At 40.8% G+C, this 26,787-nt stretch carries 29 protein-coding genes and 1 pseudogene; 28 read left to right on the top strand and 2 right to left on the bottom strand.

What is annotated here, in order from left to right; genetic code table 11:
* Nucleotides 1-196: 196 nt before the first annotated feature.
* The 24 genes and pseudogenes from FLB61_RS07535 to FLB61_RS07430 all read left to right on the top strand — a co-directional run bounded on the left by FLB61_RS07535 (nucleotide 197) and on the right by FLB61_RS07430 (nucleotide 22,319).
* A complete protein-coding gene (locus tag FLB61_RS07535; RefSeq protein WP_221919795.1) occupies nucleotides 197-2,071 on the top strand; it encodes a recombinase family protein in 1,875 nt (624 codons plus the stop codon).
* Between the two features lie 72 nt (nucleotides 2,072-2,143).
* Nucleotides 2,144-2,335, top strand: coding sequence for a hypothetical protein (locus FLB61_RS07530; protein WP_221919794.1), 192 nt, complete (start codon nucleotides 2,144-2,146; stop codon nucleotides 2,333-2,335).
* 202 nt (nucleotides 2,336-2,537) lie between these two features.
* Nucleotides 2,538-2,795: a TnpV protein gene (locus FLB61_RS07525; RefSeq protein ID WP_246599160.1), complete on the top strand. Its 258-nt coding sequence runs from the start codon at nucleotides 2,538-2,540 to the stop codon at nucleotides 2,793-2,795.
* A gap of 309 nt (nucleotides 2,796-3,104) precedes the next feature.
* Complete coding sequence (locus FLB61_RS07520; protein WP_221919793.1) at nucleotides 3,105-3,584, top strand: DUF2975 domain-containing protein; 480 nt, start codon at nucleotides 3,105-3,107, stop codon at nucleotides 3,582-3,584.
* Nucleotides 3,585-3,594: 10 nt separating this feature from the next.
* Nucleotides 3,595-3,828 carry a helix-turn-helix domain-containing protein gene (locus FLB61_RS07515; RefSeq protein WP_221919792.1) on the top strand — a complete coding sequence of 78 codons (234 nt, stop codon included), beginning with the start codon at nucleotides 3,595-3,597 and terminating at the stop codon, nucleotides 3,826-3,828.
* Nucleotides 3,812-4,279 (top strand): hypothetical protein, encoded by a 468-nt coding sequence (locus FLB61_RS07510; protein ID WP_221919791.1) that lies wholly within the window; start codon nucleotides 3,812-3,814, stop codon nucleotides 4,277-4,279. Before FLB61_RS07515 ends, FLB61_RS07510 begins: the two co-directional genes overlap by 17 nt.
* 241 nt (nucleotides 4,280-4,520) lie before the next feature.
* Nucleotides 4,521-4,754, top strand: a complete 234-nt coding sequence (locus tag FLB61_RS13045) for a hypothetical protein (RefSeq protein ID WP_246599159.1) — start codon at nucleotides 4,521-4,523, stop codon at nucleotides 4,752-4,754.
* A 114-nt stretch (nucleotides 4,755-4,868) separates the two neighbouring features.
* The gene (locus FLB61_RS07505; RefSeq protein ID WP_221919790.1) at nucleotides 4,869-5,057 is read left to right on the top strand and encodes a transposon-encoded TnpW family protein; all 189 of its coding nucleotides are present in this window, start codon (nucleotides 4,869-4,871) and stop codon (nucleotides 5,055-5,057) included.
* A gap of 26 nt (nucleotides 5,058-5,083) precedes the next feature.
* The gene (locus tag FLB61_RS07500; RefSeq protein WP_221919789.1) at nucleotides 5,084-5,323 is read left to right on the top strand and encodes a hypothetical protein; all 240 of its coding nucleotides are present in this window, start codon (nucleotides 5,084-5,086) and stop codon (nucleotides 5,321-5,323) included.
* A gap of 233 nt (nucleotides 5,324-5,556) precedes the next feature.
* Nucleotides 5,557-6,798 carry a plasmid recombination protein gene (locus FLB61_RS07495; protein WP_221919788.1) on the top strand — a complete coding sequence of 414 codons (1,242 nt, stop codon included), beginning with the start codon at nucleotides 5,557-5,559 and terminating at the stop codon, nucleotides 6,796-6,798.
* An 87-nt stretch (nucleotides 6,799-6,885) separates the two neighbouring features.
* Nucleotides 6,886-7,650: a CHC2 zinc finger domain-containing protein gene (locus tag FLB61_RS13255; RefSeq protein WP_330625528.1), complete on the top strand. Its 765-nt coding sequence runs from the start codon at nucleotides 6,886-6,888 to the stop codon at nucleotides 7,648-7,650.
* Nucleotides 7,589-8,860 (top strand): annotated as a pseudogene (locus FLB61_RS07490) (virulence-associated E family protein). Before FLB61_RS13255 ends, FLB61_RS07490 begins: the two are co-directional and overlap by 62 nt.
* A 380-nt stretch (nucleotides 8,861-9,240) precedes the next feature.
* Complete coding sequence (locus FLB61_RS07485; protein ID WP_221919787.1) at nucleotides 9,241-9,399, top strand: transposon-encoded TnpW family protein; 159 nt, start codon at nucleotides 9,241-9,243, stop codon at nucleotides 9,397-9,399.
* A 93-nt stretch (nucleotides 9,400-9,492) separates the two neighbouring features.
* Complete coding sequence (locus tag FLB61_RS07480; RefSeq protein ID WP_221919786.1) at nucleotides 9,493-10,203, top strand: hypothetical protein; 711 nt, start codon at nucleotides 9,493-9,495, stop codon at nucleotides 10,201-10,203.
* Nucleotides 10,204-10,300: 97 nt separating this feature from the next.
* The gene (locus FLB61_RS07475) at nucleotides 10,301-11,185 is read left to right on the top strand and encodes an ROK family protein (RefSeq protein WP_221919819.1); all 885 of its coding nucleotides are present in this window, start codon (nucleotides 10,301-10,303) and stop codon (nucleotides 11,183-11,185) included.
* A gap of 46 nt (nucleotides 11,186-11,231) precedes the next feature.
* The gene (locus FLB61_RS07470) at nucleotides 11,232-12,050 is read left to right on the top strand and encodes a MurR/RpiR family transcriptional regulator (RefSeq protein ID WP_087210600.1); all 819 of its coding nucleotides are present in this window, start codon (nucleotides 11,232-11,234) and stop codon (nucleotides 12,048-12,050) included.
* Between the two features lie 150 nt (nucleotides 12,051-12,200).
* Nucleotides 12,201-13,382: an iron-containing alcohol dehydrogenase gene (locus tag FLB61_RS07465; RefSeq protein ID WP_087201340.1), complete on the top strand. Its 1,182-nt coding sequence runs from the start codon at nucleotides 12,201-12,203 to the stop codon at nucleotides 13,380-13,382.
* A gap of 144 nt (nucleotides 13,383-13,526) precedes the next feature.
* Complete coding sequence (locus FLB61_RS07460; RefSeq protein WP_087201338.1) at nucleotides 13,527-14,417, top strand: sulfide/dihydroorotate dehydrogenase-like FAD/NAD-binding protein; 891 nt, start codon at nucleotides 13,527-13,529, stop codon at nucleotides 14,415-14,417.
* Nucleotides 14,417-15,802: an NADPH-dependent glutamate synthase gene (gltA, locus tag FLB61_RS07455; protein ID WP_087201336.1), complete on the top strand. Its 1,386-nt coding sequence runs from the start codon at nucleotides 14,417-14,419 to the stop codon at nucleotides 15,800-15,802. The genes FLB61_RS07460 and gltA overlap by 1 nt, the downstream gene beginning before the upstream one ends.
* 127 nt (nucleotides 15,803-15,929) lie before the next feature.
* Nucleotides 15,930-17,549 (top strand): potassium/proton antiporter, encoded by a 1,620-nt coding sequence (locus FLB61_RS07450; protein ID WP_087210597.1) that lies wholly within the window; start codon nucleotides 15,930-15,932, stop codon nucleotides 17,547-17,549.
* Nucleotides 17,491-20,535, top strand: coding sequence for a 2-dehydropantoate 2-reductase (locus FLB61_RS07445; protein ID WP_416390199.1), 3,045 nt, complete (start codon nucleotides 17,491-17,493; stop codon nucleotides 20,533-20,535). Before FLB61_RS07450 ends, FLB61_RS07445 begins: the two co-directional genes overlap by 59 nt.
* 2 nt (nucleotides 20,536-20,537) lie before the next feature.
* On the top strand, nucleotides 20,538-21,572 hold the full coding sequence (locus FLB61_RS07440; RefSeq protein WP_221919784.1) for an acyltransferase: 1,035 nt from the start codon (nucleotides 20,538-20,540) through the stop codon (nucleotides 21,570-21,572).
* Between the two features lie 47 nt (nucleotides 21,573-21,619).
* Nucleotides 21,620-22,099, top strand: coding sequence for a 23S rRNA (pseudouridine(1915)-N(3))-methyltransferase RlmH (gene rlmH, locus FLB61_RS07435; protein ID WP_087201328.1), 480 nt, complete (start codon nucleotides 21,620-21,622; stop codon nucleotides 22,097-22,099).
* A gap of 94 nt (nucleotides 22,100-22,193) precedes the next feature.
* A complete protein-coding gene (locus FLB61_RS07430) occupies nucleotides 22,194-22,319 on the top strand; it encodes a DUF6019 family protein (protein ID WP_221919783.1) in 126 nt (41 codons plus the stop codon).
* 99 nt (nucleotides 22,320-22,418) lie between these two features.
* Here the strand turns inward: FLB61_RS07430 and FLB61_RS07425 are convergent, their stop codons facing one another.
* Both FLB61_RS07425 and FLB61_RS07420 read right to left on the bottom strand, forming a co-directional pair.
* Nucleotides 22,419-23,330, bottom strand: a complete 912-nt coding sequence (locus FLB61_RS07425) for a hypothetical protein (RefSeq protein WP_221919782.1) — start codon at nucleotides 23,328-23,330, stop codon at nucleotides 22,419-22,421.
* Nucleotides 23,331-23,634: 304 nt separating this feature from the next.
* Nucleotides 23,635-24,108, bottom strand: coding sequence for an RNA polymerase sigma factor (locus FLB61_RS07420; protein ID WP_087210582.1), 474 nt, complete (start codon nucleotides 24,106-24,108; stop codon nucleotides 23,635-23,637).
* Between the two features lie 355 nt (nucleotides 24,109-24,463).
* Here FLB61_RS07420 and FLB61_RS07415 point away from each other — a divergent pair, with 355 nt between their 5' ends.
* From FLB61_RS07415 to FLB61_RS07400, 4 genes are all read left to right on the top strand, one after another.
* Entirely contained in the window at nucleotides 24,464-25,138 is a 675-nt protein-coding gene (locus FLB61_RS07415; protein WP_087210579.1) for a helix-turn-helix domain-containing protein, read from the top strand.
* 113 nt (nucleotides 25,139-25,251) lie between these two features.
* Nucleotides 25,252-25,644 (top strand): hypothetical protein, encoded by a 393-nt coding sequence (locus FLB61_RS07410; protein ID WP_087210576.1) that lies wholly within the window; start codon nucleotides 25,252-25,254, stop codon nucleotides 25,642-25,644.
* Nucleotides 25,645-25,810: 166 nt separating this feature from the next.
* Nucleotides 25,811-26,392 (top strand): helix-turn-helix domain-containing protein, encoded by a 582-nt coding sequence (locus tag FLB61_RS07405; protein ID WP_087201320.1) that lies wholly within the window; start codon nucleotides 25,811-25,813, stop codon nucleotides 26,390-26,392.
* Between the two features lie 207 nt (nucleotides 26,393-26,599).
* A complete protein-coding gene (locus FLB61_RS07400; RefSeq protein ID WP_221919781.1) occupies nucleotides 26,600-26,782 on the top strand; it encodes a hypothetical protein in 183 nt (60 codons plus the stop codon).
* Nucleotides 26,783-26,787 lie beyond the last annotated feature (5 nt).

Below are 26,787 nucleotides of genomic sequence, written 5' to 3'. Positions count from 1 at the left end.
GTTAAGTGAAGGGATCTTTTTGGTGATTCCTTACACGAACCTTGAAAACAGAGTGGCCTGTCCATAGTGATACCAGACTTGAATATGCATTCAGCGTGTCTTTTCTGGAATATACGTCCCGGAAACATCGGAACCCGGTAAAGGAACGGATATGGGATGCAAACAGGCAGTAAAAATTAAAGGGAGGAGGGAAAAGATGCAGAAGAAACTAACAGCACTGTATGAACGTCTCAGCCATGATGATGATCTTATGGGTGAAAGTAATAGTATTTCAAATCAGAAACAAATGCTTTCGCAATATGCGGAATCCCATGAATTAACACCATATATCCATTTTACTGATGATGGGATATCCGGAACGAGATTTGACCGACCGGGCTTTACTAGTATGATGGATGCCATCAAAGCTGGGCAGATCGGTACGGTCATCATAAAGGATATGAGCCGGTTGGGCCGGGATTATTTGATGGTAGGGCAGATTCAGGAAATGATGAGACAGAAACAGGTCAGGCTGATTGCCATCAATGATGGACATGACAGCCTGAACGGCGATGATGATTTCCTTCCTTTTCGTAACATTATGAATGAGTGGTATGCGAAAGACACAAGTAAAAAGATCCGCTCTACATTTAAGGCGAAAGGTAATTCAGGGAAACACGTTGCCAGTACCACTCCATATGGTTACCTGAAAGATCCCGAAGATAAAAATCACTGGATCATAGATGAAGAAGCAGCGCAAGTTGTTCGCAGAATCTTTCAGATGACGATGGATGGCTGTGGACCTTATCAGATCGCAAAAAGATTGAAAGAAGATCAGGTGGAGATCCCGGCCGTGCATATGGCAAGACATGGAGCGGGATTATGGCAGGGGAGGGTAAACGAGATCAAAGACCCATATGCATGGGGTTCTTTTACGGTTGCAGGGATCTTGAAAAAGAGGGAATATCTTGGACATACTGTGAATTTTAAGACAAGAAAGCACTTTAAAGATAAAAAGAGCCATTATGTGTCAGAAGATAATTGGACAGTGTTCGAGGATACTCAGGAAGCAATCATTGACCAGGAAACTTTTGATCATGTACAGAGAATCCGGAAAAATGTTCGCAGATACCCGGACGGATGGGGAGAGGCCCATCCACTGACAGGATTGATGTATTGTGCGGACTGTGGTTCCAAGATGTATGTTCATCGTGTTAATAATGGGAAACGAATCCCACAATATACCTGTTCAGCTTATAGCAAAGTTCCAGTCGGGACACTTTGCCCCACACAGCACAGAATTAATGCTGACGTTGTGATACAGCTTATTAAAGACCTGTTAAAAGCGATAGCGGAATATTCTGATCTGAACAGAGAAGAGTTTATTGAGACGGTCAGAACAACACAGAATTCTCAACAGTCCAGTGAAATGACAAAGATGAAAACCAGGCTGACGGAAGCTAAAAAGAGGATGCAGGAACTAGAAACATTAATCTGCCGGATCTATGAAGATAATATTCTCGGAAAACTGCCAGATGACCGATATTCAACCCTTAATGCGCAGTATTCAAAAGAGCAGAAAGAATTGACGGTAGAAATATCTGAATTAGAAACAGAGATTTCCGGAGGGGAGAATGAAAGACGTTCACCGGATAAATTTATTGCATTGGTGGATAAATATAAGAATTTTGATGAATTGACTACCTATATGCTAAATGAGTTTCTGGAGAAGATTCTGGTACATGAAAGAGACAGAAAAGGAAGCCAGCAGACGACACAGGAAATAGAGATTTATTTTAACTTTGTAGGAAAGTATCTTCCGCCACATTTTGGAGAAGTCCAAATGACTCCGGAAGAAGCGGAAGAAATGCGTAAACGGGAAGCCAGGAAAGACAGATTACACCAGAATTATCTGAGGCGGAAAGCGAATGGAAAGCAGAAAGCATATGAAGACAAGGTAAAACAAAAAAAGAAGGCAGAGATCGAGGCAAAGAAGGAAGCAATCCGGCAGGAAGATATTGCAAAAGGCGTGTTTGTCCCGGTATCGATGCTTCCGCCTGTGGAACCAAAGAAAGGAGTGGCAAGTGTATGAAACTATTACAAAAAGAATTATTTTCTACTCGAAACCGGACGGATGAAATGGTATATGTGTAGGAGGATGCTTATGAGATACAGGATTGAATATGCAGATGGTCGCTGCTGTAATTTTGCCAACAGCCGGAAAGAGCTTCTGGAATGGTTGAAACTTTTAAAGGATGAAGAGATTACCGACATTCGAAAAATATATAAAAACGGTGTGACCGATTCTGTATTGGAAAAATATCGAGGCTATGTGGATAAAAATGCCGGATGGTAAGAAGACAGAATGCAGAGGGATATACTTTTATAGGACGATAAAAATCGTCCTTTTAAATTGCAAAAAAGCTATCAAAGACGGAAAGGACTATGCAAAGATTTATCACAGATGAAAGAACAGTATCCAGTACGAACTTATCGGAGATTATTACTACCCCTGATTGATGATAGAAGAACCGCCCACTCTCTCAAAATACGGAAGAATGAGGGAACGATATTTAAAGGAACACAGAAAAATTTTATATTTCAATCTGCTGACAAGCGGTAAGTTAAATGAACACCTTGTAGAAATCGATACTTCGGCGTGTAATATGGCGGAGTATCTTACAAAGGAAATGGCAAAAAGACAAGGTGTAACCGAGCAATTAAAAGCAACGGATATAATGAAATGGGTCGGAATGATGAATAATATCCGAGCCTGTGTTGATGAGATTGTACTGAATGATATTATGTATTCTTAACAGGATACCAGCCGAAAGAGAACTGCTGTCGCTTGATGGCAGTTTTTCTTTTTCGGCAAGTATTCAAGAAGTCACTAAGTTGTGGATATAATGGAAGTGGAACAGAATAAAGAAAAATAAACAGTATCTTTGGAAGCGACTTAGTTGAATTTGTTGTATTTTATACTTTAACAGAGAAATAGAATTTTGGATAGATAATGAAGTATTCGTATCGTAACACATATTTTATTTATCGTGATACAATAAAAAATTATTGATAATTTGCAATGATGGTGCTATACTATAAAAAAGCAAAGGAGGTTCATTTATATGGAACAAAAACATCTTTCCAAATGGCTAAAACTAATTCTGATCGGCGTTGGTATTTGCGGTTTGATTTTGTATGCTGCTGTCATTCCTATGTATGGCTTGAGTTTGCGAACATTGTATCCTGAGCTTAGCAATCGCTTTTGGCCTTGGCTTATATTCATTTGGGTATCTGGTATTCCTTGTTTTATGGTGGTATATTTTGCTTGGAAAATAGCGAAAAATATTGGGAAAGACCTATCTTTCACTGAGCAGAATGCATCTTTTCTGAAAAAGATTTCTGCTTTGTCTGTAGGAGATGCCGGTTTCTTTTTTGCCGGAAATATTGTTCTACTTTTTTTGAATATGAGCCATCCCGGTATTGTGATTGCATCGTTTGGCATCTCTTTTATAGGTGTTGCTGTAGCAGTTGTATCTGCGGTATTATCATATTTGGTAAAGAAGGCTGCTGCATTGCAGGAACAAAGCGACTGGACTATATGAGGAGGCAACGATGGACGGAGAAATTATTTTTAATATCGATGTAATGCTCGCCAAAAGAAAAATGAGCGTGACAGAGCTTTCCGAAAAAGTGGGAATTACCATTGCTAATGTATCGGTTTTGAAAAATGGAAAAGCAAAAGCCTTAAAAATATCTACTCTTATAAAATTGTGTGACGCATTAGAATGCCAGCCGGGTGATATTTTAGAATATAGAAAGGGAAAAAATCATGAAGAAGAAAACTAAAATGGTTATATCCATCATTTCTATCGTTATTATAGCCGTTGTTATTGGATTATTCTGTGTATGGAATCATCTGAGTGACTATTCTACAGTTCTCAACTCTAACTGGGGATTTGAACTGGCCTCGAAATCACATTATACAGAAGTATATAGCAAAGATTCAGGTGCAAGTTTTCATGGAGACGGAATACGATACCACATTTTTTCCTATGAAGAAGATGAACCAATAAGAGAAATGTTTGATTGGAGCAATGCGGAAGAAAAAACCATATACAGTGTCTCTTATGAAACCGCAGTAACCGAGTGGCTAAATAATATAGATGTTCCTGCTGAAAAGTTTCCAAACTATTCAGAATGTTTATATTGGTATGAATCTCAAGAAGATAATAGCGAAATTATTGTGATGTGGGATTCGAGTAAAAACAGAGTATATATAGCGGAGTCATTTCTGTAACAATTTTCTCGTGTAACTTAAATAAAATATATGTCAGAAAACATCGTAGTAATACGGTGTTTTTTGTTATCCAAAACTGACAATTTAATTCATAACCACAGGTTAGTACAAATACCTTGCGTGATTTTTTGAAAGGCTTAGAAAGGGAATTTTGCCCGATTTTCGCCCCGGGAAATAACAGAAACAAGGCTTTGAGTATCTTTCCTGTGGTTTTTTATTTTCAGACGAAAAGGAGACTGATATGCCGAGAATGAGCAAAAAACGGAAACAAGAGTGGGCATTGTTTCTAAATGAAAGAAATCGCATTACCTACAACGAACTTTGCAGAAAGTGCAGTAATGACTGCAAGCAGAGTTTTCGCTGTGTTGTAGTGTATTGCCTAAAATATTTATCGAAAAGGAGAGCAAAGAACTATGAAGATGAAATGAATGTAAATATCAAGACTCGTAAAAATAAGTGTGGTATGGAAAGATAAACACTTCAACTATACTCACGACTTTATGACTTCTTGATATGTTGAAATGGTGATTGTTGGGTGTTCTAAGTTGAATGCCCAGCAATCAAATTTTATAAAGGAGGAGCCGACTATATGACAAAAAATGATTTTTCTTATGCGACACGCATAGGTAATACAACTTTTATCGTGAATGTAAAACAATCAGAAAGTGCGAAAAAACCTTTAGATACAGTGTTTCAAGAGATATGCAGGCACGAAGTGTTAGGCGATTTTTCGACGGATAATTCATCGAATTTAGAAAAGTTACCGAAATCATCTTGACAAACTCAATCCCGAAGGAACTGAATATGACCGATAAGGTCAAAGATGGGAGCCGATACAATGGATCTTTCCAGCAGGAAGGACGAAGTGTCGGCTCTTATTTTTTCAGAAAATCCGAGCTGAGGATTTTTGAAAAAACGGACAAAATGGAAATGCTGACAGAAGGGACACTGCCAGAAATTTTTATTTTGTCCGGCGGGAGTACAGAGGGCGCAGCCCTTTGTGGGGGGGAATGCAAAGGGGCGGCAGCTCCTTGCTGGGGTTAAGGGGCAACGCCCATTATCGGGTCAAGGGTGAAACGCATTGCCCAGTGATTTGACGCCTGCGTCAAGTCGTACTGGGTATTATCTGGCGAATTGTATTACCGAAAATGATTTTTGGAAATGACCGCCACATGCAAAAGCTTCTGAAATGCAAGAGTCAGATAATGGAATGACCTTAGAGAAAGACAGATTGAAAAAAGAAAATGCAGAAATGATGACAGGGGGAATGCAGAAAGATGAGAGCAACCAGGCATAATGGCAGATCGGGAAAACATGGTGTTTATAACCCAAGGCACAATGACAGGCAATTTGATATTGCCAACAGTGAGCACATTGATGCGGAGAAAGAAAAACAGAATATCTATTGGGACTGTTACAGGGGATATGTTCAGAACCCATCAAACCAAACGCTTAGAGATCTGGGAGCGGTCGAGCCGGATGCAAGTTTTCACGATATGGAGAAAATGTATTATGAAGACCATTACTATGATTTTATCCAGGGGCAGAATGCCAGAAATGAAAAGAACCGTCATCCGGAAAGGAATCGGACAACAGAAGATCTATTGAAAAATAAAATGACCTGCCCGGAAGAAACGATCTTTCAGATAGGAAAGGAAGGCGAGCATATATCGGGAGACCAGCTTTTTCAGATTGCGGATACTTTTATGAAAAGGTTCGAGGGAAGATTTGGTGAGCATGTCCACATTCTGGATTTTGCGCTGCACATGGATGAAACGACTCCGCATATCCATGAACGGCATGTTTTTGACTGTAAGAATAAATATGGAGAACTTTGCCCGCAACAGGAAAAAGCATTGGAGGCACTGGGGATCCCCCTTCCTGATCCTGATAAGCCAAGAGGAAGAAATAACAACCGGAAGATGATGTTTGACCTGATCTGCAGAAACCTTCTTCTTGATATTTGCAGGGAGCAGGGATTGGAGATTGAGGAAGAGCCGGAATACGGTGGAAAGAAATATCTGGAAAAGCAGGAATTTATCATACAGGCGCAAAAAGAAAAGATCGCCCGGCAGGAACAGAAGATCAAGGATCAGGAAGAGCGGATCATGGATAATGAAACTTTGATCGATGAAGTGTCGGAGATCGCTTATGACAAGGCGGTGGAAGTCGTTACGGAAAAGGTAAGAGTACAGACGCAGGAAGAGGATATAAGGGTTCTGGATCAGCTTTGTAACAGTATTGTTCAAAACCCCCATAACTCTGATAAGGCAAAAACAATCACCAAAAATGTGATTAAGATGGCAAAAGATAAATTACGGGACGCAGCAAAAACGGTGATCGCAAAAGTGCAGAGAAACCTACAGGAGCCGGAGACCAGAAAAGCGAATACGGAACAGATCAAAAAGACAGCACGGTCAAGTATTCTTGAGAAACTGGCTGTTAATAAAAAAAGGATCGCCGAGGATGCTGCCAGAAAGAAAAATAAAGAGAAAGACCATGACAGGAATTCCCTGTAAAGAGCATTTTGATTTATTCAGTTTTGGATAAAAAGTCAGGATGCTCTTTTTTTATTTTAAATAAGTTGGAAAGGAAGTGGACAGACAGTGGATGTATTTGAAGTGGTAAAGAAGAATGTGACGGTCAGGCAGGCCGCAGAATTTTATGGATTCAAGCCCAACAGGAGCGGATTGATCCGCTGTATTTTTCATAATGACCGTACACCGAGCATGAAAGTGGATCGAAGATATTATTGTTTCGGTTGCGGATGTACCGGGGATGTGATTGATTTTACCGCCCGCCTTTTTGGTCTGACTCCAAAAGAAGCAGCCTTAAAACTGGCAGATGATTTTGGGATTCCTTACGGAAGCCGGGAGAAGCCGCCTAAAGCTAGGAAAATATCTTCACTTGCAAGAAATGATATCCCCAAAGCGGACTGGGAAACAGAATGCGTAAGATATGTAAAACTATTTCTGGATTACCGCGCTCTTCTTTTCGATTGGAAAAACCGATATGTCCCTAAAACAAAAGAAGAAGAATGGGACGGACATTTTGTTACAGCACTGAAGGAATTAAGTGTTGTCGAATATTATCTTGATATCCTCCTTTTTGGCGATGAATGGGAGAAAAAAGGATTGATTCAGGATAAAAGGAAGGCGGTGGAACGAATTGAACGGGAATGTAGAAAAAACTTCAGATATGGAAAAGCAGAATGCCCTACAGAAAATGGAACAGATGGTGCAGACCGTTCCTGCCGAGAGCATAAAAGGACAGCTGGAGGTCACAAGACAGGGAACGATCAAGGGAACGATGCAGAATTATATCATTGTATTAAAAGAAGATCCGCTTCTCAAAGGGAGTCTTCGATATAATCTGTTGAATCAGAGGATTGATATTGTAAAAGAACTCTGGTGGAATGAAGGAATATGTCCTCTGACAGATGCGGGGCGGGATTTTTTTTATTTATATTTTGAGAAATATTATGAGCTGGGAAATGAGAAAAACATGGATAAGGCACTTCGGACCGTAGCGGCAAGTGATCAGTACCATCCTATCTGTGAATATCTGAATCAACTGGAGTGGGATGGCACAGAGAGGATCCGGTATGCATTGAAGCGGTATATGGGAGCTGACGATTCGGATATGGTATACGAGTGTCTGAAACATTTTATGATGGAAGCACTGCTCCGTATTTTTAAACCGGGATATAAAGCGGACGAAATGCTCTGCCTTGTGGGAACACAGGGGGCTGGGAAGTCTACTTTTTTCCGCTTTCTGTCACTCCGGGACGAATGGTTCTCGGATGATCTGAGAAATCTTGGGGATAGCAAGATCTATGAAAAACTCAGGGGGCACTGGATCATAGAGATGTCTGAGATGATCGCTGCGATCAGTGCCAAGAACAACGAAGAAATAAAATCCTTCCTGAGCAGACAAAAGGATACTTTTCGGAATGCTTATGGAAAGTTTGAGGAAGACCGACCCAGACAGTGCCTTTTTGGAGGTACCACGAATACCAGGCAGTTCCTTCCGTTCGACCGGACCGGGGCAAGACGTTTTCTTCCGATTGAGGTGGACGCTTCCGGAATGGAAAGACATATCCTGGATAATGAAGAAGAATCAAGAGCTTATTTTGACTAGCTGTGGGCGGAAGCAATGGTCATTTACAATTCCTGTGACAATAAAAGTGAATTGCTGAAATTTTCAAAAGAGATGGAAACGCAGATCAATGAATACCGGAAACAGTTCATGCAGGAAGATACCATGGCAGGACAGGTACAGGGCTGGCTGGATGGTTATTCCGGGACTTATGTATGTTCCCGACAGATATGGAAAGAGGCTTTTCATCATTATGACGGGGAACCGAAAAAATATGAGACCAATGAGATATGCCAGATCATGGACACACAGATCATTGGATGGAAAAGAGGAGGCTATCATCGTTTTTCAAAAGAGGGATTTGGTACACAGCGTTGTTGGATCAGAGAGGGAAAGAGCCATCCTGGGAATGTCAACGAACCGGATAAAGACGGCTTTATAAAACTGACGGAAGGGGAACAGATAGAGCTGCCCTTCGATTAGCCTGACAGGGAGAGGACGCTCATACGACTCAAAGCTGAGATCTTATCAGATTTTGTTTCGTTTGTTGACATTTCTGTTGACAGGAAAAATCCTTGAAATATAAGCTTTTTTGGCATTTTTCTTAACTGTCAACAAGGATATCTAAAAAAGATAAATATTGTTATGAAGAGAGAGGACTTTGGAAGAGGCATTCATTTACGAATATGTTAAAAGTTTCAACTGCCTTGTTGACATTGGCAGAGCCGGTGTTTCCCGAATCTGGAGGCTGTCCCGGCAGGAAGAATCCTGGTTCTCTCTTTGTCAGGCAGATATCTGAACTGCGGGCAGACGGAGGGATCCTCTCTTCTGCCCATTCATCGATCATGGGAAAGGAGAATCTTATGGAACAGAGCATCAATACAAAAAGAGAACGCAATACATTTACAAAAAGGATCGGGCAGACAACTTATGTCGTTCGATATCATTTTAATGAAGATGCGAAGGAAAATATGCAAGAAAAGATAAATCGAATGTTGAAACAAGAAGCTAGAAGGGGATAAGAGATATTTAAAAATAGTAATGGATATATAAATATGCTATTATCATGTTATGAATTTGAATTTTACAATACCATATGAAATTGAGGTGATAGTATGAAAATTAAGGTGGGGAAGTTTCTTATTGAATCTTTAGATGATAAAGTAATACAGATATTACTGAAAAAAAGAAATAAAATTATTTGGGAAGGGAATATTTCAGATATTGAAATAACATTTTATCTTCCAGAAAAAACAATTTCAAGAGTGCCCAGTATGATTTTGGTTCTCCCTGTAGAACATTTACCAATTAATATTGTTAATAGACATGATAATGGAGAAATTAAAAATTTGTATGAATATTTAGTTAGTCATGGTTCGGTAGAAAATTTGCATAGTATTTTTACTGCGGGAGCGGTCTCACATTCTACAATCAGGAAAGAAACTGAAATTAATAAAGCGAAGTTGAGAGAAAAAAGAGTAATTGAGAAAGAAAATAAAAAGGAAGAAGCAAAAAAAGAAAGAGCAATTAAAAGACAGATCAGAGCAGAAAAAGCAAAAATAGATTTGGCTAACCGTAGAAGAAGAGCTGGATGTAAAGAAATGAAGGAAGAAAAATATACTTGTACAGTATGTCATACGGTTTGGTATTCAAATGATATGGATAAAATTAAAAATATTCATAATGCACTTACTCTTTCTAATTACTCCGTGAACCATATGAAAGATATTTCTCGATGTCCGAAATGTGGCTCAAGAGCATCATCTCATAAAACAGTTACATATTGGGTTGATAAAAAAGGAAATTGTGTAGATAGAGAAGAATAAATTTGATTATTAACAGAGGGCTGGTTATTGAACCAGTCCTTTATTTTTTGGAATTTGAGAAAATATGATGAAAAAACTATTGACATTTTGTTACTGGATGAATAAATATATCTGTATTGATATAGGAGGTACTTCCATCAAACATGGCGTCATTACAGAAAACGGAAAATTCTGTGAAATTGGTGAAATATCTACAGAAGCCATGAAATATGGAGGACCAGGAATCCTAAAAAAAATTCATAGGATTACTGAAGAATATTTAAAAATATATGCTGTGGAAGGAATATGCATTTCCACAGCAGGGATGGTAGACTGTGAAGAAGGAAAAATCATCTATGCAGCACCGTTGATTCCGAACTATACAGGGACTGAAATAAAGAAAAGCATGGAAAAAGCCTTTGGGATACCATATGAGGTAGAGAATGACGTAAACTGCGCGGGACTTGCGGAAAATTTTGCAGGAGCTTCCAAGGGAAGTCGTATCAGCGTCTGCCTTACAATAGGAACTGGAATAGGCGGAGCGATCATCATAGACGGCAAAGTGTTTCATGGTTTTTCCGGGAGCGGGTGTGAAGTGGGGTATATGCATCTTCCGGGCGGAGAATTTCAGGATTTGGGTGCAAGCAGTATTCTCGTGAAAAAAACGGCCATTTATAAGAATGTAGATTCAGCATCGATCAATGGGAAATATGTTTTTGAACAGGCAAAGAAGGGCGATGTAGACTGCATCCGGGCAATCGATGAAATGGTAGACGTATTGGGGATGGGTATCGCTAATATCTGCTATGTGATCAATCCGGAAGTCGTTGTACTTGGCGGCGGTATTATGGCACAGAAAGAGTATTTGGAGGGCCGCCTTGTGAAAAGTTTGGAAAAATATCTTATTCCGTCTGTTGCAGAGCATACGAAGCTGGCGTTCGCCGAAAATCAGAATCAGGCAGGGATGCTTGGAGCGTTTTATAATTTTAAGGGAAGACATTAGTCTTCCCTTAAACGAGTTATGAAGAAAACTACGGGAGGGATAGAAGATGGAAGAATATGAAAGAAATATCATACCGCATATTGAAGCAATCTACGAAACGTTTACAGAACTTGAGAAAAACATTGCGGATTACTTTATACATTACGACGGAAAAGAAGATCTGGTTTCCAAAAAGGTAGCCAAAAGACTATATGTTTCTGAAGCATCTCTCTCAAGATTCGCGAAAAAATGCGGATATACAGGATACAGAGAGTTTCTGTTCAGTTATCAGCAGGGACGGAATGCCTCTCCACATCCGCACGCAAGTCACCACATTAAAAAAGTTTTGAACAGCTATCAGGAACTTTTGAATAAGAGTTATTCCCTGATGGATGAGGAACAGATTATCAGGATCGTAGATATTTTATCGAAAAAAAAGAGAATCTATGTCTATGGGAAAGGGAGCTCCGGTCTGGTGGGAATGGAAATGAAGCTGCGATTTATGAGGATAGGTGCAAATATAGAAGCTATCACAGACGAACATATCATGAAAATGAACTCGGTGCTTTTAGATGATGAGTGCGCAGTAATCGGAATCAGTATCAGCGGAAAGACGGAAGCTGTCATTGAGTCTTTAAAAATAGCAAAAAAGTGTGGGGCAAAAGTGATTCTTATGACTGCGCATGCAGAAAAACAGTTCCTTGATTTTTGCGATGAAGTAATGCTGTTTGCTCTGAAAGAAAATCTGGAGCAGGGAAAAGCGATTTCTCCACAATTTCCAATATTGATTATGGTAGATATGCTGTATTCACAGATGATTCAGCTAGATGAATATCGAAGAAAAATGCTGCATGAATATACACTGGAAGCTTTGGATGAAAGATAGTTTTTCAGAAATTTTGCCCTCCTTTTCCACATTATGTGTAAAATATTAAAAAATATGTAAAAAGTATAAAAAGCCGTTGAAAAGAGAAAAAAATAGGAGTATAATCAGGATAGTTAAAAAAATGTCAATGTAAGAAAAGGAGAGATAGCAATGAGCAGATTTTGTTTACCAAGAGACATTTACCACGGAAAAGGAAGCCTGGAAGAGCTCAAAAACCTGAAAGGGAAAAAGGCCATCGTCGTAGTCGGTGGAGGTTCTATGAAACGCCAGGGCTTTCTTGACAAAGTTGTCGACTACTTAAAAGAAGCTGGAATGGAAGTAGACGTTTTTGAAGGTGTAGAGCCAGATCCGTCTGTAGAGACTGTTATGAAAGGCGCCGAAGCTATGAGAAAATTCGAGCCAGACTGGATCGTAGCAATGGGCGGAGGATCACCGATCGATGCGGCAAAGGCAATGTGGGCATTTTATGAATACCCGGATACTTCCTTTGAAGATCTTTGTACTCCGTTCAATTTCCCTGAACTGAGACAGAAAGCAAAATTTGCAGCAATTCCGTCCACATCAGGAACAGCTACAGAAGTGACGGCATTCTCTGTTATCACAAACTATCAGACAGGTGTGAAGTATCCGTTAGCAGACTTTAACATTACTCCGGATGTTGCTATCGTGGATCCGGATCTTGTAGCAGGACTTCCTGTAAAACAGGTTGCTTACACAGGGATGGATGCTCTTACACATGCTATCGAAGCATATGTATCTACATTGAACGGACCTTTCACAGATCCTTTAGCTTTGCAGGCGATTGAGATGGTACTTGATTATCTTCCGGCATCTTATCACTGCAATATGGACGCAAGAGAACAGATGCACTACGCTCAGTGTCTCGCAGGTATGGCATTTTCCAATGCACTGCTTGGTATTGTACACTCCATGGCTCATAAAACAGGTGCTGCATTTTCTACAGGGCACATTCCGCATGGATGCGCAAATGCTATCTATCTGCCATATGTAATCAAATACAATGCAAAATGTCCGGTGGCTGCAAAACGTTATGCAGAGATCGCACGCAGGATGGGACTTCAGGGAACATCTGAAAAAGCTCTGATCAACAGTCTTATCGCAAAAATCGATGCGTTTAACGTAGAGCTTGGTATTCCGAAGACATTACAGGAATTTGGCGTAAATGAGGAAGAATTCAAAGAAAAACTTCCGAAGATCGCAGAACTCGCAGTTGGAGATGCTTGTACAGGATCCAACCCGAGAAGCATCACTCCTGCAGAAATGGAAAAACTTCTTACATGTACATACTATGGAACAGAAGTAGATTTCTAACATAAGATACACAAACAGAAAACAGAGCGGGCATTTCCCGCTTTGTTTTTTGTCAAAAACAGCTATTTTTAACATAATTGCACTTGATATTTTTTCGGCAATATTTTATGATAATAAAAGTATAACAATTAGGAGGCATGAGAGATGTACAAAATTTTAAAAGCTGAAGAACTTGCAGATAAGATTTTTCTCATGGATGTTGAAGCTCCGCGCGTTGCAAGACATTGCGAACCGGGGCAGTTTGTCATTGTGAAAATGGATGAAAAGGGAGAGAGAATTCCCCTTACTATTTGTGACTATGACAGAGAAAAAGGAACGATCACAATCGTATTTCAGATTGTGGGAGCATCCACAGAGAAAATGGCCGATTTAAAAGAGGGGGATTATTTCCGCGATTTTACAGGGCCGCTTGGATGTGCGTCTGAATTTGTTCACGAAGATATTGAAACATTGAAAAATAAAAAGATGCTTTTTGTTGCTGGTGGTGTTGGCGCAGCTCCGGTATATCCGCAGGTTAAATGGCTGCATGAGCATGGTATTGATGCGGATGTTATTGTAGGTTCCAAGACAAAAGATCTTTTGATCCTGGAAGATGAGATGAAGGCAGTCGCTGGAAATCTTTATGTATGTACAGATGATGGAAGCTATGGACACAGCGGAATGGTTACGTCCATGGTGGAAAAACTTGTAAAAGAGGAAGGCAAAAAGTACGATGTATGCGTCGCTATCGGACCAATGATCATGATGAAATTCACATGCCTCATGACAAAGGAACTTGGTATCCCGACGATCGTCAGCATGAACCCGATCATGGTAGATGGTACAGGCATGTGCGGTGCATGCCGTCTTCATGTGGGCGATGAGATCAAATTCGCGTGTGTAGACGGACCGGAATTTGATGGTCATCTTGTCAATTTCGATGAAGCGATGAAGAGACAGATGATGTACAAAACACAGGAAGGAAGAGCCATGCTGAAGTTACAGGAAGGCAATACACATCACGGCGGATGTGGAAATTGTGGAGGTGACAACTAATGGGAGACGTAATGAAAAAAGTACCGGTTCGGGAACAGGATCCGAAGGTAAGAGCTACAAACTTTGAAGAAGTATGTTTGGGATACAATGCAGAAGAAGCGATGGAAGAAGCTTCCCGTTGCATCAACTGTAAAAATGCAAAATGTATTCAGGGATGTCCGGTTGCAATCGACATTCCGGCATTTATCAAAGAAGTAAAAGAAGGAGACTTTGAAGGAGCATATAAGACGATCGGTCTTTCCTCTGCACTTCCGGCTATCTGTGGACGTGTATGCCCTCAGGAATCCCAGTGTGAAGGAAAATGTATCCGCGGAATCAAAGGCGAGCCGATCTCCATCGGTAAACTGGAACGTTTCGTAGCAGACTATGCTCTGGAACACGATATCAAACCGGAAGGAGCAAAGGAACACAATGGACATAAAGTTGCCATCATCGGTTCCGGTCCTGCAGGTCTTACCTGTGCGGGAGACCTTGCAAAACTTGGTTATGATGTGACTGTTTTTGAAGCACTCCACGAACTTGGCGGAGTACTTGTATATGGAATTCCGGAATTCCGTCTTCCGAAACAGAAAGTCGTTGCAAAAGAAATCGAAAAAGTAAAAGAACTGGGCGTAAAATTTGAGACAAACGTTGTGATTGGAAAATCCACAACTATCGACCAGCTCATCGAAGAAGAAGGTTTCGAGGCTGTATTTATCGGATCTGGCGCCGGTCTTCCGAAGTTCATGGGAATCCCAGGAGAAAATGCCAACGGAGTATTCTCAGCAAATGAGTACCTTACAAGAAGCAATCTTATGAAAGCGTTTGATGAAAACTACGATACACCGATCGCTGCAGGAAAGAAAGTCGCAGTCGTTGGCGGCGGAAACGTTGCGATGGATGCTGCAAGAACAGCTCTTCGCCTTGGAGCAGAGGTACATATCGTTTACAGAAGAAGCGAGGAAGAACTTCCTGCCCGTGTGGAAGAAGTACACCATGCAAAAGAAGAAGGAATCATCTTTGATCTTTTGACAAATCCGGTTGAGATTCTCCAGGAAGATGGCTGGGTAACAGGAATCAAATGCGTGAAAATGGAACTTGGCGAGCCGGATGCATCCGGAAGAAGACGTCCGGTACCGGTAGAAGGATCTGAATTTACTATGGATGTAGATACTGTAATCATGTCTCTTGGTACATCTCCGAACCCGCTGATCTCTTCTACAACAGAAGGTCTGGAAGTAAATAAGTGGAAATGTATCGTTGCAGATGAAGAATTCGGAAAGACATCCAAAGAAGGCGTATACGCCGGAGGCGATGCCGTTACAGGTGCAGCTACTGTTATCCTTGCTATGGGAGCAGGAAAAGCTGGCGCAAAAGGTATCCATGAATATCTGAAAGATAAATAATCTGTGAAGAAGCAGGGAAGGATGTATTCGTAAGAGAGTGCATCCTTTCTTTCTTTGTCGTCATCATTTGGGAGTTTTGCAGAGTTTTGCGTAATGCAACAGCACTGTTAAGAAAAGGAAGTGAGAAATGAATTTTTATCTGCTGCTTATAGGAATTGTAATTTTTATCTGTATTTTGGCAAACCGCTATCTGGAAAAAACAGCGGTTCCGTCTCTTGTCTTTTTCATTTTTTTGGGAATGTGTTTTGGGGAAAATGGAGTCTTCCGAATTCCATTTGATGATTATGTGATATCCGAGGCGATCTGTTCCATCAGTCTCATATTTATCATGTTTTACGGAGGATTTGGAACAAGCCTGAAAGCGGCGAAGCCGGTTATCGTCCGATCTGCGATCCTGTCCTCTATGGGAGTTATCCTGACAGCAGGGATCACAGGCGGTTTTGTCTACTTTGTTCTGCATCGGCCTCTTTTGGAAAGCCTTTTGATCGGAGCAGTCATCTCCTCCACAGATGCGGCTACCGTTTTCCATATTTTACGTTCGAAAAAGATGGCTTTGAAATACCATACAGATTCTATGTTGGAGCTGGAATCTGGTTCCAATGACCCGATTTCTTATATGATGACGACAATTCTCGTTGCTCTTATGACCGGAGAATCAATTTCCATCCCGGTTATGTTTGCAAAACAGATTTTTTTGGGTGTTCTGGTAGGGATAGTGGCAGCAAAACTGGCTGTTTATCTTTTGCAGCATGTAAGTTTTCATGTGGAGCATGAAAAGACAGTTCTTGTATTTTCTGTGGCAATCGTCTCTTATGCATTTGCATACCAAATCGGAGGAAACGGCTATCTGAGTGTGTACTTGTGCGGAATCCTGATGGGAAATGCGTCTCTTACGGACAAAAAATATCTTGTTCATTTCTTTGATGTGATTACCAATGCAGCTCAGGTAACAATCTTTTTTCTTTTGGGACTGCTTGTCACGCCTAAAGAGCTTCCGGAAGTCTTGATTCCGGCATTTGGTATTATGGTCTTCCTGACATTGATCGCGAGACCAATTTCTGTGTTCCTGCTGCTAAAGCCATTTAAGGCTCCGATGAAGCAGATCGGAGTTGTGTCCTGGGCAGGGCTTAGAGGGGTGGCATCCATCGTGTTTTCCATTTATGCCGTTTTGCAGGATGCGCCGCTAAAGGATAATCTGTTCAATCTAGTATTTTGCATTGTAATTATGTCGATTTTGATTCAGGGAACACTTCTTCCGTCGGTATGCAGGAGGCTGGATATGCTGGATCAGGGAGCGGATATCCGTAAGACATTCAATGACTATCAGGAAGAGAGTGATATCTGTTTTGTAAAGATGCACATCGAGGAAAATCATCCGTGGATCAATAAGCAACTGAAAGAGATAGAAATATCCAAGGAACTTCTGATCGTTCTCGTCATTCGAGATGAGAAAACGATCGTTCCTGACGGGATGACCAAAATTCAGAAGGGAGATCTTGTGGTGCTGGCTGCCCTGGAGTTCGAGGACAGGGAAAATATTGCATTGAAAGAAATTATTCTGACAGAAAATCACAGATGGATCGGTCAGACTCTTGGAGAAATCACTCTTCCACCTGGCTGCCTTGTCATTATGATCAAGAGGGACAAAGATACGATCATTCCTCGGGGAGATACAAAGATGCAGGAGGATGATGTGCTTGTGGTTGCGAAGCAGCCGCCTGTGTTGGAGACGAAAAGCACCGCATAGCGACGGCATGAAATTTAGAAATAGAGAAGGAGTATACACCATGCAAACAGACAGCAAAATCACGATTGTCGGAATTGGCGGAGTAGGCGGCTATCTTTCCGGGATGCTCTGCAGGACATTCAGCCAAGTGACTTTGATCGCGAGAGGAGAGCGAGGGAAAAGCATAGAAAAAGGGGGAGTTATCCTGCACAGCGAATATAATGGAGAGATCCATGCTGTGCCGCATAGAGTTGTACATTCGGCAGAAGAGATCCGCGAGATTCAGGATATCATCTTCCTCTGCGTAAAAAATTACTCTCTGGAAGATGTATGCCGGGATTTGAGACACTGTGTGGACGCGCATACGATCATTGTGCCTGTCATGAATGGGGCAGACACCGGAAAAAGGACAAAAGCATTTCTGGGAAAAGGACGTGTTTCAGACTGCGTGATTTATATTACTTCTTTTTTGAATCCGGATTTTAGTGTCACACAGCTCGGACAGTATGCAAGGCTCGTTCTCGGTTCCAAAGAGGATGCAGAAGCTGCCAGGGAAGCGGGGAAATATCTGGCTGCCGCAGGAATTGACTGTGAAGTATACGAGGATGCAGATCAGGCTGTCTGGGAAAAATATATTTTCAACTGCGCCTATAATGTAGAGACGGCATATTACAATGCCAATGTGGAAGACCTGCAGACAGATGAAAAAAGACGTGAGGAATTAAGGACGCTTCTTGGAGAAGCATGTTCTGTTGCTGCAGCAAAGCATATCCATATTCGAGAGAATTATCAGGAGGAGGAGTACGAAAGATTCCTGCATCTTTCAGAAGGATCCACAAGTTCCCTGAAAAGGGATATGGAGGCCGGAAAAACGTCGGAGATAGAGACGTTTGGAGGATATCTCGTGGAGGAAGCACAGAGGCTTAATATCCCGATCCCGCTTTCGGAGAAGATATACCGGGAGCTTAGATGCAGAGAGTTTCTGAATGGAGTTAAGAGAAAAATCGAAAAGAAACTGGAAGAAACGAGAAAAGAGATCGAAGAAGGACGGCAGGATATTGCCGGGATGCATGAGTACTACTGGGAAAACCGTGCAGAGATGGATCAGTATGGATATGAAGATTACGATAACCAACAGGCGCTTTTAAGAAGTGTAAATGCAAATCAGGAGAAGCAAAAGCAGGAACATCGATACAGAAAAATGCTGGATTCTCCGTTTTTCGGCAGGGTGGACTTTACTTACGAAGGAGAAGAACGGCCGGAGTCTTTCTATATTGGGATTGGAAATTTTGCAGAGCGAACCGGTGCAGTTCCGCTGATCTATGACTGGCGTGCCCCGGTTGCAAGTCTGTTTTATGATTTTGATCAGGGAAAAGCGTATTATGATGCCCCGTCTGGAAGACTGGAAGGAGAGATTATTTCCAAATGGCAGTACAAGATTCGCGGCGGAAAAATGATCTATGCTTTTGAAAGCGATATGAAAATCGATGATGAAATCTTGAAGGAAGAGCTCGGAAGCAATGGAGATGTGAAACTGAAAAATATCATCCGCACGATTCAGAGAGAGCAAAATGCCATCATCCGCAACACGAAAGATAAGATACTGGCAATCCAGGGAACAGCGGGCAGCGGGAAGACATCGGTGGCTCTTCACCGTATAGCCTATCTTCTGTACCATGACCGAAAACATCTTAAGTCCTCGAACATTTTGATCCTCTCGCCAAACAGTGTATTTGCGGACTATATTGCCCATATCCTTCCGGAGCTTGGTGAGGAGGCTATTCAAGAACTGAATTTTGATCTGTTTGCGTACAGAGAACTTCAGGACGTGGTATCAGACTGCGAAGACAGGTACGATGACATTGAAAAGCGGATGCAGAAAAATGTGTGCCAGGCAAGACACCGGGAGAAACAGTCCCGTGAATTTTTAGGGATGGCAGAAGGGTTTCTGGCAGAACTGGAAGAGAGACTGGTAAATCTAAAAGCAGTGAGTTTCCGGGGAATTGAAAAAACAGAGCAGGAGATGATACGGCTTTTCTATTTCAAGTTTCAGAATGTTCCGCTTCTTTCCAGGGCAGATGCCATTATGGAGGCGCTCATCGATGAATATGAAACTTTATATAACCGGAATATATCGGAAGAAGATCTGGAGGAGATCCGAAAAAAATTCTCACAAATGTATGTGACAAAGGACCTCTATGTCATCTATAACTGGCTTATGGAAGAGAGCGGCTATCCGCTGCTTCCGAAGGTTCCATATGAAAAGAGAAAGCTGGAGTACGAGGATGTATTTCCGATGCTGTACCTGAAATATCGGCTTTACGGAGCAAAGTCACAAAAGACAATTCGTCATCTCGTCATTGATGAGATGCAGGACTATTCGTATCTCCAGTATGTGATTCTGGATATGCTTTTTGCATGTCCGATGACGATCCTCGGAGATCGTGCACAGACTCTGGATGACAAGACGAGGGATGTGCTGACCTTTCTGCCGCAGATTTTTGGGAAGAAGATTCGAAGGATCGAGATGAAAAAAAGTTACCGCAATACAAGTGAGATTGCACAGTACGCTGCTGCATTGTACAAAGAGCAAAATATGGATGTGGAGATTTTCAGGCGCCATGGAAAACCGGTAGAAGAAAAAGCATTTTCTACACTTTTGGAGGCAGTGCGTGAGATAAGAAAAAATGTAAAAACAGGACCTGACGGATATGAAACTGCAGCTGTCCTAACTGCCACACAGGAAGAGGCGGAGGCGGTCTGCAGATGCCTGAAAGAAGAAGGACAGGAAGCTTTCTGTATTGATCGGGACAGCAGTACATTTCGGAGAGGTCTGTCTGTAACCACGTTCTATCTCGCAAAAGGGCTGGAATTTGACCAGGTGTTCGGAATCCGCCCTGAGAAAGGAAATATATTTTCTGCCCAGGCAGACTATATTACTGCCACAAGAGCCATGCATGAATTGTATATGTATCGAATCTGTGGAGATGGGAAGGAAGAGGAATAAAAATGCAAGATAAGAAAAAGAGATATATCTATATTGATGTACTGAATATTTTCGCCTGTCTGTGCGTAATTTTCATGCACTGCAATGGAATCGCGCATATTTATTCGGATACCCGTGCATGGAAAGAAAGTATGGCGGTAGAGACACTGGCGTACTGGGCGGTGCCGGTATTCTTTATGATTTCCGGAGCAACCCTCCTGGGATACAGAGATAAATATACGACAGGAGTATTTTTCAAAAAAAGGATCCTGAAGACGGTTATCCCGTTTTTTATCTGGATTCTGATCAATCTGGCGCTGAAAGTCGCCACAGGAAAAATGGAGATGGAAGGCGGGGTGCGGGGTATCGTAAATATGTTTACCAATACGACGACGGAACATGTCTACTGGTTTTTCATTCCCCTCTTTATGGTATATCTGTCCCTGCCCGTTGTTTCAGTATTAAAGGATTACAAGAAACTGCTCGTTTATATGACGGCAATGGCATTTTTGATTTATTCTGTTTATCCAGTTACCTGCACATTGCTGAAAATCCCGATAAACGGTTACATTCAGTTCCCGGCAGCAGGGGGGTATCTGCTTTTTGTACTGCTTGGATATCTCATTTCCACGACAGAAATGTCCCGAAAGACGAGGCTTTTGCTTTACGTCCTTGGGATTGCAGGGGCAGTCATTCGATATGGAACGACACTCGTGTGGTCTGGCCGAAGCGGAAGTCTCAATCAGACATTCTGGGGATATATGAATTTTCCATCTGTATTCTTAGCGGCGGCAGTCTTTGTAGCGGTAAAATATATGCCGTGGGATAAGATGCTGGCAAGTGAGAAAGCAAAGAAAATAACGGCCAGCCTGGCTGGAACCGGGTTTGGTGTTTATCTGATGCACATGATCGTTTACCGGACTTTGCAGACAATGACTGGACTTTCCGGAACTTCCTATACCTGGAGATTTTGCATGCCATTTGTGATATACGGTATCTGTGTATGCATCGTTCTGGTCTTAAAGAAAATCCCGGTATTAAAACACATTGTCCCGTAAATCTATAGTCAAGAAAAGCTGATACATACGATATAAGGAGAGAAAACGTGAAAATAACTGTCATTACCGTGGGGAAAATCAAAGAAAAATATCTGAAAGATGCCATCGCAGAATACCAGAAAAGGCTTGGGAGATACTGTAAACTGGAAATCGTGGAAGTGGCAGACGAAAAGACTCCGGACAACGCAGGGGAGACCCTGGAAAACCAGATCAGGAGAAAAGAAGGCGAGCGGATCGCAAAATACTTAAAAGACGATGCGTATATCATCGCGCTTGCCATCGATGGGAAAATGCTGTCATCAGAAGAATTTGCAGATCAGATTCAAAGACTTGGAGTTGGCGGGACGAGCCATATCCAGTTTGTCATCGGCGGCTCCATCGGTCTTGATGAGGAAATTCTTAAAAGGGCAGATTATCGGCTTAGTTTTTCCAAGATGACCTTCCCTCATCAGCTGATGAGAGTCATCCTTCTGGAGCAGATCTACAGAGGATACAGAATTATCGCCAACGAGCCATATCATAAGTAAGTGCGGGTTTTCGCATTTGGGTATGATATGATTGTGAAATAATGTTTGAAAACAGAGAAAGCATTACAGACTATCAAATTATAGGAGAAACAATATGGAATGGTTACCAATCATCATAATAACTATACTGATTTTAACATTAGGTTTATACTCTATTGTTAAATGGGCAGTAAAAGATGCGTTAAGAGAATATTTTAGGGATAAGGACAAAATAAGGTAGGAAATAAAGGGATAAAGATTGTTCTGCGGGGCTCCATTCAATTAGAACCCCGCAGAACAATAAATTCTTGTTCAATCAATCAGTATAGATGTTTTAAGATTATAAAACATATTTATCTGCATTTATCATTTTTGTTGCTGGCAGATTCAATAAAATTCCAAGCATACCGCCGGGCTCTCCGTTTTCTTTCCGGCTGCCAATTTGCGACACGTTAATGCTCTTCTGGTATACGGCAGATTTCTGGTTTTCTGTGCAATCCACCCTGGCACAGTTAATAATTTCTATCTGATCAAGAATTTCCCGGGGAGTAATATTCACATCGATTGTAAGAATAGCGCAGTTCCTAACCAGAATACCCTGCGGTGAAGAGGTAAGAATATTGCTATCTAAAATGATCCGAGGACGGTTCTCAAGTATTCGCCTTTTTTCCTCTTTTACAATTTTAACAGAACTGCATTCTACGTCAATTTGACTAAAACTGTCTTTTAGATTTTCAGGTACAGACAGAGTTCCCAATACGTACAGTTTTTCTAGCTGGGACAGAAGAGGAGTGTTTTCCTCAGTAAGATCCAGATCTCCCCTGAAGTAAAGACGTTTCCCGTATTTTTTCAGAAGCTTTTGATTAAGCTCTTCATCTTCCCCGACAAAAACGTATCCATGCGGGACTATCTCCATTGAGGCTGTCTCGTCAAAAAGTTCCAGAGCATCTGATGCCTTTTCAGCAGGAACAAAAAAGCGAGGCGAGATAAACTGTACTTTTTTATTTCGTAAAACTGCCAGATTTATGTCGGAATCAGTTAGGCGTATTTCTTGTTCCGCATAGTACTTTTGCCCTTCTTTTGCACGGAGATGAAAATACATATCGGGTGTAAATATGGAGGAGAGGACAATACAGTCGTCCGGATAGGCTTTTATCTCTCCGGTTACATAAAGATCTTTTATGCATGTGAGAAGAGACACAGGACACAGGAGCGAACCGGTTACATTTATTGCCCTCAGAGTTTCCAGCACCTTCCTGGAAGTACCGGAGTGAACTATCAAATTCCCATTGACTGCGAGGATGGAATTGACCGGGAACGCAGATGCGCTGCTGATTTCTGAATTTCCATTCTGGAAGATAAGATTAACATTGTCATCCACTTCCAGAGTGTTGTCCGTATTGCAGATTGCAGGAAGCCGTTCCAGAATCCCCCGGCTCTCAGCACTTACCAGAAGTAAATCAGTATTTATCATAATCTGTTCATATCCTGAAAGATACTCCTCTTTTGCATTTCTTGCATCACATACATCACAGTTGATCATAAGATTTTTTTTCTCAGACATAATTTTCTCCTTTCAAAGCCGCTTTGAGATGTTTTCGAGCTGATGAAAGCTGCGCACGTACTGTACCGGCAGGAATGTGAAAAAAGTTACCTATTTCCGTGGAAGTATAGCCTTCCAGATAACGCATGGCAAAGAACACACCTTCTTTTCCAGGCAGAGTATCAAAGAGCAGTTCCCAGTCGATACCGTCATACTCTGGGGCATTACCGCCGTATACCGGAAGCTCCTCAGAGACAGACTCAAAACGTTGGTGCCGGATCCGATCTATATACATGTTTTTTATGACGCGGTAAAACCAGGCTTTTTTCTGTACATATGATAGAGATTCCAGTGTTGCCAGATGCTGCTCCATGGCACGGAGAAATGCTTCATGGACCAGATCTTCTGCAAGCAGCGGATCGTGGGTAAGGGTAGTACACCATCCGATGAACTCATTGCGGCAGTCTTTATAAAACTGTTCCAGCATTATGTTTTCTCCTTTGAATAAATGTAATCAGAAAACAGAAGCAGCGCTGCATGCTGATTTTGATCTTCTATAATTATAACGTTTGAGGAAGGGAGAGTGTTGGGAAGAATTCATTTTTCATCTACACTAGTATGCAGCACTTTACCAGCAGTACAGTAGACCATATGACAAAATATCTTCTCAATGCCAGAATGAAAATGTATAATAGAGAAGAAGAGTGGAAATACAGTGTTCGAAAACTTTGGTTTTCCAACCGGACATACGTGTCTGGTTGGAAAATACGTCATTTTCTCACTTTGTGTCGTGTAAACAAATGAACTTTTGACATAATCTGTTCGTGAAGGAGGTAAAGTCAATGGATCAGAAAAAAGTAGGCCAGTTTTTAAAAACACTACGCAAAGAAAAAAATATAACGCAGGAAGTGTTAGCTGAAACATTGAATGTATCCAGCAGAACAGTATCCAGATGGGAAACCGGAAGTAATATGCCAGATATCAGTTTGCTGGTTGGACTATCTGAATTCTACCAAGTCAGTATACCTGAGATAATTGACGGAGAAAGGAAAAGTGAGGAAATGAATCAAGAGACGAAAAATACTGCAATTAAAATGGCAGAATATAGTAAAAATGAACTCGGCATAGAGAAACGAAAAATGATAAGTGCAGTCTTCATGATTTTTGGCGTATTTATTATTATTTCTGCTTTGGCAATATTTCCGAATGAAAGTAGCTGGGGAAGTATATATGCAATTATTGGTGGAGTTGTATTAACGATAGGAATTTATTTGACAATTAAGTCTGTGCTGATAAAAAGAAGCTTACGAATATTGAGTGTTGTTGGATGTGTCATTGTATTGTTTGGAATATTTACTGTTACAGATTATATTGCAGTTTCACAATTTCATCAGGTTCCTAGATTTAGTTATGAAAAATCTTTTGGCGAAGATATAGTTGAACATAAAACATTATTTTATACGGTTATCCAAAAAAATCCAGGAACTGCCAATGAGAGTATAGAAATTGCAAAATAATTTTATTTGGATTTCATTTTTCATAAAAATAGTATGTGATTTAGGGAAGCACGATGTTCCGTTTTCCTTTTTATACATACAAGAAAGAAAATGACAGAGGGAGGAAGACAGCAATGTATGCACTGTTGCTGATCGTAATAATGGGCTTAAAAACGCTTTTATGTAAAGGTGCGGCGTTAGGAATTTTCCTATTATTCTTTTGGATAAAAGGGAAACAGCTTCAATTTAATTCTGATAGGTGGGACGATTTTTTCATATCTTTTCCGGCAAAAAGAGCGAACAGATATGCAGTAGTGATATACTTGACAGCAGCAGTGATTTCTTCTGCTGTCTGCTACGTTGTTCTCAGACTGGCAAAATACCGTTATAGTCTGGAAATAGCTGTCCTACTCTTTGCAGGAGGGCTAATCATTACAGCATATAAATGGCATACAAAAGGGAAGGATTACCTATTAAAGCGGTATCAGGAAATATCAGAAACAATATTGGAAAAAAAGAGAATGTGAAAAGCAACCAAAATGAATACCCATGAATGAACATCCCATCGGAACTTTATAAAAACCCACTTGGATGTATTATGGAAAACTGTATCACAAATTCTACTTAACGTAGGTTGATGGAGAGCCGGTTCTTTCATAAAATATACTCATAATAGTTGAAAGGAAAATGATTATGAGTTATGTAACAGGCAATACGATAAGAAATCTAAGAGAAAAGCACGGAATCACACAAAAAAAGCTTGCAGAAATCATCAATGTAAGTGACAAAACGGTTTCTAAATGGGAAACAAACAAAGGCTTGCCAGACATTGGTATTATTGAAGAATTGGCAAAAGCGCTTGGAGTTTCCGTGACAGAGTTATTGACAGGCGACTTGAAAACGAATGAGAATGTTTCCGGAAATATGAAAAAAGTACAATTTTATATATGCCCGATTTGCGGAAATATAATAACAGCAGTTGGAGAAGGAAACTATACATGCTGCGGAATAACACTTCCTAAACAGGAAGCAGAAACAGCTGATGAAACTCATATGATTTTTGTGGAGACCATTGACAACGAATATTCCGTTACAATGCATCATCCAATGAGAAAAGATCACTATGTGTCTTTTATCGCGTATATTACATCAGATTCTGCAGAAATAATAAAGCTGTATCCGGAGCAAGATATTTCAGTTCGATTCAGAAAGAAAGGGCGAGGTATTCTTTATTTTTATTGTAACAGGCATGGATTGTATAAAAAATATATATGATATTACTGTTGTTTTAGAAGCATTATCTTTTTAGAGAAAAAACAATTTGTGAAGTGTAGAAGAGAGCGGGCATATAATGCGTCGCTCTTTTTGCTATATAAAAGATAAATAAAGTGACAAAATAATAGTATAGTGCTATAATATATAAAAATAGTATGCTAAATCAGAAAATATCACTCTAAAATATTGGGAATTGGAGGAATGGCTATGGATAATATTATGTATTTAATTGTAATGTGGGCAGCAGCAGTAATATTTATTATCATTGGCATCTATGCAATGAACAGAAAAAAAACTATGTGGCTTGGTGCTGGTTCTCCAATTTCTGAATCGAACATCAATGATGTGAAAGCGTATAATCGGACAGCGTATCAAGATAGCACGAATTAAGAAAG

Source organism: Sellimonas caecigallum, from assembly GCF_019754295.1.
Classification (GTDB): domain Bacteria; phylum Bacillota; class Clostridia; order Lachnospirales; family Lachnospiraceae; genus Sellimonas; species Sellimonas caecigallum.
This window is presented reverse-complemented; position numbering and strand designations above follow the sequence as displayed.